Annotated in this window: 13 protein-coding genes; 10 read left to right on the forward strand and 3 right to left on the reverse strand. The window is 32.6% G+C overall.

What is annotated here, in order from left to right:
• The first annotated feature begins 38 nt into the window (after positions 1-38).
• From Q0912_RS11580 to Q0912_RS11625, 10 genes are all read left to right on the forward strand, one after another.
• Positions 39-1577, forward strand: a complete 1539-nt coding sequence (locus tag Q0912_RS11580; protein ID WP_299115215.1) for a helicase HerA-like domain-containing protein — start codon at positions 39-41, stop codon at positions 1575-1577.
• Positions 1578-1598: 21 nt separating this feature from the next.
• The gene (locus Q0912_RS11585; protein ID WP_299115216.1) at positions 1599-2156 is read left to right on the forward strand and encodes a hypothetical protein; all 558 of its coding nucleotides are present in this window, start codon (positions 1599-1601) and stop codon (positions 2154-2156) included.
• 38 nt (positions 2157-2194) lie between these two features.
• Positions 2195-2569, forward strand: a complete 375-nt coding sequence (locus Q0912_RS11590; RefSeq protein ID WP_299115218.1) for a cupin domain-containing protein — start codon at positions 2195-2197, stop codon at positions 2567-2569.
• 1 nt (position 2570) lies between these two features.
• Positions 2571-3398, forward strand: a complete 828-nt coding sequence (locus Q0912_RS11595) for an alpha/beta hydrolase (protein WP_299115220.1) — start codon at positions 2571-2573, stop codon at positions 3396-3398.
• Between the two features lie 479 nt (positions 3399-3877).
• The gene (gene rluF / locus Q0912_RS11600; protein ID WP_299115222.1) at positions 3878-4645 is read left to right on the forward strand and encodes a 23S rRNA pseudouridine(2604) synthase RluF; all 768 of its coding nucleotides are present in this window, start codon (positions 3878-3880) and stop codon (positions 4643-4645) included.
• Positions 4646-5521 carry a LytTR family DNA-binding domain-containing protein gene (locus Q0912_RS11605; protein WP_299115224.1) on the forward strand — a complete coding sequence of 292 codons (876 nt, stop codon included), beginning with the start codon at positions 4646-4648 and terminating at the stop codon, positions 5519-5521. It abuts the gene before it with no gap.
• Between the two features lie 108 nt (positions 5522-5629).
• On the forward strand, positions 5630-6586 hold the full coding sequence (locus tag Q0912_RS11610; RefSeq protein WP_299115226.1) for a nuclear transport factor 2 family protein: 957 nt from the start codon (positions 5630-5632) through the stop codon (positions 6584-6586).
• 71 nt (positions 6587-6657) lie between these two features.
• Positions 6658-7746: a helix-turn-helix domain-containing protein gene (locus Q0912_RS11615; RefSeq protein ID WP_299115228.1), complete on the forward strand. Its 1089-nt coding sequence runs from the start codon at positions 6658-6660 to the stop codon at positions 7744-7746.
• 60 nt (positions 7747-7806) lie between these two features.
• Positions 7807-8682, forward strand: a complete 876-nt coding sequence (locus tag Q0912_RS11620) for a hypothetical protein (protein ID WP_299115230.1) — start codon at positions 7807-7809, stop codon at positions 8680-8682.
• Between the two features lie 122 nt (positions 8683-8804).
• Positions 8805-9227 carry a VOC family protein gene (locus tag Q0912_RS11625; protein ID WP_299115232.1) on the forward strand — a complete coding sequence of 141 codons (423 nt, stop codon included), beginning with the start codon at positions 8805-8807 and terminating at the stop codon, positions 9225-9227.
• Here Q0912_RS11625 and Q0912_RS11630 read toward each other — a convergent pair.
• From Q0912_RS11630 to ffh, 3 genes are read right to left on the reverse strand one after another with little or no spacing between them, the layout of a single operon-like run.
• Complete coding sequence (locus Q0912_RS11630) at positions 9220-9936, reverse strand: TIGR02206 family membrane protein (RefSeq protein WP_299115233.1); 717 nt, start codon at positions 9934-9936, stop codon at positions 9220-9222. The genes Q0912_RS11625 and Q0912_RS11630 overlap by 8 nt on opposite strands.
• Positions 9937-9945: 9 nt before the next feature.
• Positions 9946-10830 (reverse strand): bifunctional 5,10-methylenetetrahydrofolate dehydrogenase/5,10-methenyltetrahydrofolate cyclohydrolase, encoded by an 885-nt coding sequence (locus Q0912_RS11635; RefSeq protein ID WP_299115235.1) that lies wholly within the window; start codon positions 10828-10830, stop codon positions 9946-9948.
• A gap of 33 nt (positions 10831-10863) precedes the next feature.
• Complete coding sequence (gene ffh, locus Q0912_RS11640; RefSeq protein ID WP_299115237.1) at positions 10864-12195, reverse strand: signal recognition particle protein; 1332 nt, start codon at positions 12193-12195, stop codon at positions 10864-10866.
• Between the last annotated feature and the right edge of the window lies 1 nt (position 12196).

The raw sequence follows: 12196 nt of genomic DNA on the forward strand, positions 1-12196 counted from the left end.
CTAAAATTACATTATTTTTATACAAAATTTTCTGATCGATGACGAATTCTGATAAATTCATAAAAGACATAACTGATGGCAATACTTTTAAAGGCGATTATATCACTTTAGGAGCAGCAATGCTAGATGGTGAAACCAAAACTAATGCTTATGTAAATGTACCCTTAAAGACCATGAACAGACATGGTTTAATTGCTGGCGCCACGGGAACAGGAAAAACAAAAACGTTACAAGTCTTAGCTGAAAACTTATCCGAAAAAGGAGTTCCTGTTTTATTAATGGACATCAAAGGGGATTTAAGTGGCTTGGCTAAACCAAGCCCTGGACATCCAAAAATTGATGAACGTCACGAAAAAATAGGCTTACCATTTGATCCTAAATCATTTCCTGTTGAAATTTTAACGCTTTCTGAACAAGATGGTGTGCGACTACGTGCTACAATTAGTGAATTTGGTCCTGTATTGATTTCAAGAATATTAGGAGTTACCGAAACTCAAGCTGGAATTATATCAGTTATTTTTAAGTACTGTGATGATAACAAATTACCTCTCCTAGATTTAAAAGATTTCAAGAAAATTCTCCAATATTCAACAGGAGAAGGGAAAAAAGAATTCGAAGAGGCTTACGGACGCATTTCCACAGCATCAACTGGTGCAATTCTTAGAAAACTTATAGAAATAGAACAACAAGGTGGGGACTTGTTCTTCGGAGAAACTTCTTTTGATACTCAAGATTTATTACGAATCGATGAAAACGGTCGCGGTTATATCAATATTATCAGATTAACCGATATTCAAGATAAACCAAAGTTGTTTTCAACATTTATGTTGAGTTTATTAGCTGAAATCTATTCTACATTTCCAGAACAGGGAGATAGTGGTAGACCAGAGCTTATTATGTTTATAGATGAAGCACACTTAATCTTTAATGAAGCTTCAGATGCACTTTTAAATCAGATTGAGAGTATTGTAAAGTTAATCCGTAGTAAAGGTGTGGGCTTATATTTTGTAACGCAAAACCCAACAGATGTTCCAGAAGCAGTTTTAGGGCAATTAGGATTAAAAGTTCAGCATGCCCTAAGAGCTTTTACTGCCAAAGATAGAAAAGCGATTAAATTAACTGCGCAAAATTATCCAGATACAGACTACTATGATACTGCTGAAGTATTAACTTCTCTGGGAATTGGTGAAGCTTTGGTCTCTGCGTTAAACGAAAAAGGGAAACCTACTCCTTTGGCAGCAACTATGATGCGTGCACCAATGAGTCGAATGGATATTTTAACTGAATCAGAGCTTAGTGCTTTACTGGCTCAGTCACAACTTGCAAAAAAGTACAACAAGGAAATTGATAGAGAAAGTGCGTACGAAATGCTTAATGAGAAAATTAAGCAAGCTGAAGCTGAGGAAGCTAAACAAAAAGCTAAAGAAGAAAAGGAAGCACTAGAGCGTGAAGAAAGCAAACAGAAGTCGCGCTCAACCCGAAGACGAAGCAATAGACAAAACCCAATTGTTAAGGTATTATCTAGTCCAACTGTAATACGAAGCGTTTTGGGAATATTAACCAAAATGCTAAAATAAACTAAGCCCAAAATCAAAACTATGAGAAACGCACTTTTCACGTTATTAATATGTACATTATTAGTAATGAGTTGCACTAAAGACACAAAATCAAACCCTTTTTTAATTAAGAAAACCCATATAGGTTTATTAACGGATTCTACCCAAGTAAAAGAATTAGACTCTGTATTCATTAATGATTCTGTAGTACGTTATATTGCTGGCGATGAATTCGCAGGTTCGATTAATACCATAGAAATCTATGCAAAAGGAGGAAAAAAATTATTAAACTTATCCCCCAAAGAAGCCTTAGATTCTACATCTGTAATCTCAAGTGTTCGTATTATTGACGAACGTTACAAAACAGAAAAGAATATATCTACTCTAAGTACATTTAAAGCTATTAAAGAGGCCTACACAATTTCTAAAGTTGATAATTTGATAAATTCTGTCGTTGTTTCAGTGAATGAAATCAACGCTACATTTACTATTGATAAGAAAGAATTACCTGGAAGCTTACGATTTAATATGGAAGCAACAATAGATCCTATTCAAATCCCTGAAAAAGCTAAAATAAAATTCTTTATGATACATTGGTAAATACTCATTGAGTAAATACAGGCAAGTAAGTAGTACATATGAAAGAGGGAAAAAAATATACACTACAGACTTCACCATTTGTTGTACCAACAGATGATGGTAAAGTTATTAAAGAACATTTTGGGCTGGCAAGTGATGGCAACACCAACATTAGTATTGCTCATATGATTGCACCTCCAGGTTGGAGTGAGCCATTTCAAACACCAGAGTTTGATGAGTATACCTTTATTATTAAAGGGAAAAAACAATTTATCATAGAAGGTGAAACCATTGTTCTTAAAGCCGGACAATCCATAAAAATAGAAAAACATACAAGATTGCAATACTCTAACCCATTTGCAGAACCTTGTGAATATATTGCCATTTGCTTACCAGCATTTTCGATAGATTCTGTAAATAGAGAAAACCAATAGTATGAGTAGTTTTGTTATTAAATCCATTGGCAATGCATTAAACGCAACAAGCCTAGTTTCATCTAAATACGCTTCAAAGAAAGCTTTAAATTTATTCGCATCTCCAAGAAAAGGACGATATACAGATGAGCAAAGAAAAGTTGTTAGTTCAGCGTTATTTGAAGAGATAACATACGATGGTCTCGATATTGCTACTTATCGTTGGAATGGTAAAGGGAAAACGATTTTATTAGTACATGGCTGGGAAAGCAATGCTTCGCGCTGGGATTATATCTTAGAGGATTTAAAAGCTCAGAATTATAATATCATAGCTTTAGATGCACCTGCTCATGGACGCTCTGGTGGTAAGCAATTTAACGCTGTTCTTTATTCTGAATTTATAAATATTGTAGCTCAAAAATTTCAACCAGAAGCAATGATAGGGCACTCGGTTGGAGGTATGGCCAGTGTCTTTTTTATGCACAGCTATCCGTTAGATTCTGTTAAAAAAATGATTTTGCTTGGTGCACCTGCGCACTTTACAGGAGTCTTTGCCCGATACAAGTCCATGATGGGTTATAATAGACGCATATCTAATGGTTTAGACAGAATAGTATTGGAACGCTTTGGCAAATCTGTAGACTACTTTTCTGCGGCAAACTTCACTAAATCTATAAAAGCTAAAGGCTTAATCATTCATGATAAAAAGGATAAAATTATTCCTTATGAAGATGCACAATTGTTTGCTAACCGTTATAAAAATGCTGAATTGATTAGTACATCTGGTTTTGGCCATGGTTTAAAAGATAAATCTTTGACGCCAAAGGTTATTGAGTTTATTAATAGCTAGAATATGTCTATAGGAAGAATTCAAATTTTAATTACTATTTGCATCGGAGTTGTCTCATTACCTAAAGTTGAATCTAAATTTCTTAAACTTATATTATTAGGTTTTATTTTAAGTTTTTTATCATCATTTTTTGAAAATTCATTAGTTAATAAATTTTCTATGTTAAGCTTTGGCTTATTAGTACTTGCATACTCTATATACGCAATCTATAATAAAAAAGTATTAACCATGTTAATAAGCATTTTCGCTTTAGCATCATTTATTTTTAAAATTCAACATTGGCCGTATGGTTCTGAAATTAGAGCATCAATGCTAATCCCTTTTATCATATTTCTCGTTATCCTTTTTAATCTCAATAAATATAAAGACCACATTTATATCACATCAATTATAGTAGCCTACGAAGTTTCAGAATTACTAAACCTTTTTGGCTTTAATCCGTCCTTAAGTTTCTAGTTCCTTTATCGTATTTTTGCATTATGTCAGACAACCTAATAAGACTTAACAAATACCTTAGTGAAGCGGGTTATTGCTCACGTCGCGAAGCCGATCGCTTAATTGATACTGGTCGTGTAACGATTAATAATACCGTCCCAGAAATGGGGACCAAAGTAACATCTGGCGATGTGGTAAAAGTAGATGGAGAAATTATTGGCGGACGAAAAGAAGACTTTGTTTACTTAGCCTTTAACAAACCTGTAGGTATAGTTTGCACCACAGATACGCGTGTAGAAAAAGATAATATCATTGATTATATCAACTATCCTAAACGTATTTTCCCTATTGGTCGTTTAGACAAACCAAGCGAAGGTCTAATTCTTTTAACAGATGACGGAGATATTGTCAATAAGATTCTTCGTGCTAGTAACAACCACGAAAAAGAGTATATTGTTACGGTAGACAAGCCCATTTCTCAAACTTTTGTTCAGCGAATGGCTGGTGGAATCTATATTGAAGAGTTAGGAAAACGCACCAAAAAGTGTGAAGTTAAAAAGATAGATAAGTATACCTTCAGCATTATTTTAACTCAAGGTCTTAATCGGCAGATTCGCCGAATGTGTGAGTATCTAAATTACGACGTACAAACACTAAAACGTGTACGGATAATGAATATTAAGCTCGATACACCCATAGGCAAATATAGAACACTAACTAAAGATGAATTTAAAACATTAAGTGAACTCATTAGTGATTCTACGAAAACCTTCACCCCAAAACAGAATACAACACGAAAAAACAAACGTTAAATGAACTTTTTGAGCTATATAAAGGATTATAAAGGTATTATTGTACTTATTCTTTTTGTTCTCTTTTTAACGGTAACTTTTGAAACATCACAACAATTATTTTATCTTAAACGCTTTAATCTCAGTGATGAAGCAACCTTCTTTTACTTATTAAAAAATCAAGCTTATCGCTGGATAATTTGGTTACTTCTATCAGGTTTTATTTTTTGGTATGTAAAATCTAATAGTAATGCTTCCAAGATATCCGCTTCATTAGTTTTTAAATATTTAGGGTTGATTATTGGCTTAGTAATAATGAATATTTTCATTATTTCTGTCAGCCAATTAATTACTTATGATATTAAATTTTCGCTTCAATCATTTATAAGCGAATACATGCAATTCTTTATGTATCAAAAAGCACCAATGTATACTTTGGGCTATATTGCTATTACTGTAATTATGCATTTATATTATGCCAATGAAAAACTGCATGTTAAAATTCAAAATTTGTCGGAGCTAAAAGTTACTAATGAAGAATTATATAGACAGCTAAAGCGTCAGATCGATGATAAATCTTCAATTTTAAATATAAAAATTGGTAATAAAAGAAAAATTGTACCTGTAATCGATATTACCTGGATCGAAGCAGATGATTATTGTGTAAAAGTTCATACAATAACTAATGAAACTTACACCATGCGTAGCTCCTTAAAAGCGTTAGAAGAAAAGTTAGACACTAATTTTATAAGGGTACATAGAAAAGCATTGGTGAATATGAACTTTACAGAAGAACTTTATACATCTTCTAGCTCAACCCATTTGACGCTTAAAAATAAGATACAAATACCTGTCTCTAAGAAAAACCTAAAAATCGTTAGAAATTTCATTAATTAGTATTTCATTAACTTATTTTACTGCAAAATCAATACAGTTCTCTGCATTTGCTTAGCAATAGTGATACTTTTTCATTTGATTTGATTTCAACTTAAAAGCCTAATACCCATGAAACTTTTCTACTGCCTTTGTTTTATTTTATTGATTATTACAACTTCTTATTCGCAAGACAAATATAAGGTCTCCAAAGATGCACCTTATGGATTACCAAACCCAAAAGCACCAGAACAAATTAAAGACTTTAAGGGATTAATAGGAAAGTGTAACTGCAAATCTATATCAAGAAATCAAGATCAAAGTTGGGCTGATCCTGTAGATATGACCTGGGAATGGAAATATATTATGAATGGTATGGCTGTACAAGACGAGACTATAAAAGAGGATGGTGGTCATTCGGGCAGCATTAGACAGTTTATTGCAGATAGCAGCAAATGGTACGTACATTATTATTCATCTAATTTCCCTACTACGTCATTACCTACCTGGGAAGGTGGTAAAAAAGAAAATGGTAACATCGTTCTCTATCGCGATCAAAAAGCACCAAATGGCATGGAAGGCTATTATAGGTTGACGTTTTATGACATCAGCGACTCAGGTTATAAGTGGATTGGTGAATGGACAGATAAAACCGAGAAGATCATATTCCCTACCTGGAAAATTGATTGTAAAAGAGAAACAGAAGCTAATTCTGATTTAAACGCTATACAAAAAAACACTATTGCATTCTCAAAAGCCTATATGGATGGAAACATAGACTCCTTAGTAAACATGTACACAGAAGATGGAAAAATATTTCCTAACAATAGAAAGATCATGGTTGGTAAAACAGATTTATTATCGTATTGGACTATTCCCGAAGGCGTTAAAATTCTTCATCATAAAGTAACACCAACTGAAGTTCATATTGAAAATGATACCGCTTATGATTATGGGTATTATGAAGGAAAAACTTTAACTAAAGATAAAAAGGAAATATCCTGGCAAGGCAAGTACATTATCGTTTGGAAAAAAGTTGATGGTGATTGGAAAATTTACTTAGATATATGGAATAATGTTGCTGACTAATTAGAGATACTTTTAGTAAATATTTATAATACTATACCTTAGTAACTGCTATTTACTTACTTTAGTCTTGCATGCAACAAACGCCTTCTTTTGATACATGGACTTCTGGTTTTCTATTTGCAGTAGCAATGGGTGTTTTTTTATGTGTCATTTTATTTGGCAGCAAAAATAAACGCAATTTTCCCATAGCTTTATTTGTACTATCATTTTCTACAATTCTATTTTGTTATGTTTTGTATTGGACAAAGTATATTAACGCTTTATCCTATTTAAGTCCGCTTCTATTCATTGGATACTATGCTGTTGGTCCATTACTTTACATGTATATACTTGGACTTTATAATAAAAAGATGAAGTATCTTATAATGCATTTTGTAATGGTTTTCTTCTACATAGGTATAACATTAGTACTATGGTCTGGATGTATATTTAATTACGAAGTACAATTGGCTTTAATATTTAGTGTAATGTCAAATTATATTTTAATAATACTCCACTTGGTATTTTATTTATCTCTAATGTTACTTCTTATTAAAAAAAATGATGCCACAAAAACCGAATTTCAAAAAATACGCTATAAATGGGCAAAGGTTTTAATAATACTTTACACCACGTTTTTATGTGCTTATATTTCATATTATATTTTAATAAATTTTTCATTCTTCAATGATCAATGGGATTATATGGTGTCTTTTTCAATGACCATTACCATCTATACGATTGGGTATTTTGTATATAAAGAGCCTCAAATTTTTGATGGCGAATTTTTTGCGGAGTTATTTCTACCAATAAAAAATAAAGAGGATAGCTTTGAAGATAATTTAATCAATGAATTTTACAATAATCTGATTAATTATATTGAGCGCGAAAAGCCTTTTAAAGACAATGAACTTAGATTGGCCAATTTGGCAGATAAAGTGGGTTACTCTACGCATTTGTTATCGAAAGTAATTAACAAAAAATCCGGAAAGAATTTTAATAGTTTCATTAATGATTATCGTCTCATAGAAGCCGAAAAACTATTAACCACAAAAAGCAGCTATAATATTAAGACCATTTATTTTGATGTCGGTTTTAATAATAAAGTTACATTTTACAAAGCTTTTAAAGAAAAACATAATTGCACACCTACTGAGTATAAAAGAAGTAAACATTTATAAATATATACTTACTATCTCTGCTTTTTATATTGATTTAATTTGAAATTAAAACCATTAGCAATGAAAAACTTTTTAGCTTTAGTAATTACACTTTCTTTATTTACAGGGATTACTGCACAAAACAATAGTCCATATCAACCAGACTTTAATAATAAAGCTTATAAGAAGGTAATAGAAACAGCTGAGAAACAATTAAAAGCCAACCCTAAGGACTCAATAGCAAATTACTTTATGGCATTTAGTTATGCTAGTTTAAAACAGCACAAAAAAGCTATAAAAAACTTTGAAATCGTAAAGCAAAGAGGATTAAAAGGCCCTAGTGTGCTACTCTGGTTAGCAAAAAGTTATGCAGCAGAAAACAATACGAAAAAAGCACTAACCGAACTGGAAGCTTTAGATAGCTTACAAGTCCCTTTTTCTCGTCAATTAGAAGATTCTATTTTTAATACTATTAAAAACAATGTGAGGTTTAAAAAAATAAAAGAGAATATGTACAAAAGAGCTAATCCCTGCAAATTTGATGTCAGCTACAGAAAATTCGATTTTTGGGTTGGTGAATGGGATGTCTATTCGCAAGGTCAGAAAATTGCAGAAAGTAGCATAACAAACACCAATGGAGACTGTGGTATCTTAGAAAATTGGCGACCAAAAAGTAATAATGGTGGCAACTCTATAAGCTATTATGATTCTGCAGATAAAAAATGGAAACAGAATTGGGTAGCAAATGGAAATGTCAGTCATTATGAGGAACCAGAAAATTATGAAGATGGAGATATGCAGCTAATTGCTAAAAGTAATAACATATGGTACAAAATGGTATACACTCACAACAAAACGGAAGATACTGTGAGACAAACCTTAGAGTCTAGTACAGACAAAGGAAGTACGTGGACTATGTCGTTCGATGGATTATATAAAAGAAAACAGAAAGATTGATTGATGGTTAGATCGATTTCCTGTTCTGGCTTACTAAAATTCTATGTTTTAGTAAGCCTTTTTAATGCCGTATTAATAAAATCATATTTTGATTATCTTTAAATCACAATTAACCAATCATCATGGCTAAACTTTCACCTTTTCATCTGGCAATTCCAGTTTATAATATAGCAGAATGTAGAAATTTCTATACTAATGTTTTAAATTTTGAAGAAGGACGACATAGTAAGTATTGGGTGGATTATAACTTTTTTGGGCATCAACTTGTTATACACTACAAACCCAAAACTGAAACATATACTCATACCAATAGTGTAGATGGAAAAGATGTTCCTGTACCTCATTTTGGTGTGGTTTTACCATGGGAAACCTTTGAAGAATTTGCCGATTTGTTGAGGTCTAAAAGCATCAAATTCATTATAGAACCCTATATAAGATTTAAAGGGCAAGTTGGTGAACAAGCTACAATGTTTTTTAAAGACCCATCTGGTAATGCTTTAGAATTTAAGGCTTTTAAGGAAATAGGGCAATTGTTTGCTAAATGATCTTTTTATTAGTGAGATAAAAGGGCAAATAAATTAACATAAATAAAGGAATGATAATCAACTGTCCTGCCAAAATATAATATGGCCATTCCCCAAAATAATCTAAAAGTGATGCCGATTTGGGTTTTTCATTTAAGTAAAAATAATTAGCATCTAAGACATAGTTTAATACCATCATAAGTGCAATATATACCTGAAGCGCAATAAACGATTTAAATACACTCCTTAGCTTAGGTCTCATCTCAAAAACAAAAATGAAATAGAAAATTACAGATAGTAATCCTAAATGAACTATCCAATATCTAAAATAATCGAAGCTAGGAAAACCAATAATTATATCTGGCGTAATGACACCTTGTAGTGTCCCTCCAATAATCCAAAAGATTAAAATCTCAAACATCCAGTATTTTCTATAATATGTGAAAACCGGAATTATCAATGCCAATAAACTACAGAGGTACAATGGCAGGTCTATCTTAAAATTATAATTATCGAAAAACATACGATATCCATGAAAAGCAACTATAACAAACGATATAAAACATGCCAAGCTATGTACTGCTTTCTGTTTCTCAATGTCATTAAAATTTCGATTAGAATAATTTATAAAACAAACTATAAAGCCAACAGCTATAACTATTGGTAAAATATGTTGTAAACTTCCTATCGAAACTGATCTTGAAATGATAAGAAGTAGTTGAAAAAACATAAAATGATCTTATCTATTATGAAGTCTATGCTGTTCTCTTGCTAATAATGTATTCTTTAACAACATCGCAATAGTCATAGGTCCGACTCCACCTGGAACAGGTGTAATATAACTTGCTTTTTTGCTTACATTTTCAAAATCAACATCACCAGTTATGTAATACCCTTTTTCAGAATCGTCTGGTACACGTGTAATACCAACATCAATAATCACAGCATCATCTTTTACCATCTCAGCCTTCAAAAAGTTTGGTATACCTAAGGCAGAAATTACAATGTCTGCTTGCGAAGTAATTTGAGTAATATTTTTTGTGTGACTATGTGTTAAGGTTACTGTAGAATTGCCTGGAAAGCCTTTTCTTCCCATTAAAATACTCATTGGACGACCTACAATATGAGAACGACCAATAACAACCGTATGTTTTCCTTTGGTTTCTACTCCATAACGATCTATAAGTTCTAATATTCCAAATGGAGTTGCAGGAATAAACGTAGACATATCTAAGGCCATTTTTCCAAAATTAGTAGGGTGGAATCCATCAACATCCTTATCTGGGTGAACAGCCATTAATACCTTTTGAGTATTTATTTGAGGAGGTAATGGCAATTGAATAATAAAGCCGTCTATATTGTCATTATTATTTAACTCCTCAATCTTATCAAGCAATTCTATTTCACTGGTTGTGTTTGGTAATCGTACCATTGTAGATTCAAAACCAACACGTTCGCAAGCCCTTACCTTACTACCAACATAGGTTAAACTAGCTCCATCATTACCAACAATTACAGCAGCAAGATGAGGTACTTTTTCACCATTGGCTTTCATTTTATCAACTTCAGCCTTTATTTCATCTTTAATGTCCTTGCTGGTTTTTCTTCCGTCTAAGATTGTCATGTTAGTAGTTTTCTATTAATTATGTTTCAGAAATTATCTTGGCATATTCTTCATGGCCTGCATCATACGTTTTCCACCGCCACCTTGCATCATTTTCATCATCTTACTCATTTGAGTAAATTGCTTTAGCAGCTGGTTAACTTCTTGCACCGAAGTACCAGAACCTTTACCAATTCGTTTTTTACGGCTTGAGTTTATGATTGATGGATTAGAACGTTCTGCAGGTGTCATAGAATGAATAATAGCTTCAATGCCTTTAAATGCATCGTCATCAATATCGATATCTTTCATCATTTTACCAGCACCTGGAATCATTCCGATAAGATCCTTCATGTTACCCATTTTTTTGATTTGTTGAATCTGTTTTAAGAAATCATCAAATCCAAATTGGTTTTTGGCTATTTTCTTTTGAAGTTTACGTGCTTCCTCTTCATCAAACTGTTCTTGAGCACGTTCTACAAGAGATACCACATCTCCCATTCCTAAAATACGATCTGCCATACGAGATGGATAGAAGACATCGATTGCTTCCATCTTTTCCCCTGTACCAATGAATTTTATTGGTTTATTAACTACAGATTTAATAGAAATCGCTGCACCACCTCGAGTATCACCATCTAACTTGGTAAGGATAACACCATCAAAATTTAAGATATCATTGAAGGCTTTTGCTGTATTTACTGCATCTTGACCAGTCATAGAATCCACTACAAATAGTGTTTCTTGTGGTTGAATAGCTTTATGAATATTAGAAATTTCATTCATCATAGCTTCATCAACGGCTAGACGACCAGCTGTATCTATAATAACTACATTGAACCCATTAGCTTTAGCGTGCGCAATACCAGCTTGTGCAATAGCAACCGGGTCATTATTACCTTTATCACTATAAACCTCAACATTGATTTGATCTCCAACTACATGCAATTGATCTATTGCAGCTGGACGATAAACATCACAAGCTACCAATAATGGTTTTTTAGTCTTCTTGTTTTTAAGATAGTTAGCAAGTTTACCTGAGAATGTTGTTTTACCAGAACCCTGAAGACCAGACATTAAAACTACACTTGGATGACCCGAAAGGTTGATACCTTCTGCATCCCCTCCCATAAGTTCGGTTAATTCGTCCTTAACGATTTTAACCATTAACTGTCCTGGCTGAAGTGTTGTTAGTACATTTTGACCTAAAGCTTTCTCTTTAACTCTGTTGGTAAATTGTTTTGCAATTTTAAAGTTAACATCTGCATCTAAAAGCGCACGTCTTACTTCTTTTAAAGTTTCGGCCACATTAACTTCTGTAATGCTACCATGACCTTTGAGAACATGTAACGCTTTATCTAACTTATCGCTTAAATTATTGAACATA

This window comes from uncultured Winogradskyella sp. (genome assembly GCF_947498345.1).
Lineage (GTDB): Bacteria > Bacteroidota > Bacteroidia > Flavobacteriales > Flavobacteriaceae > Winogradskyella.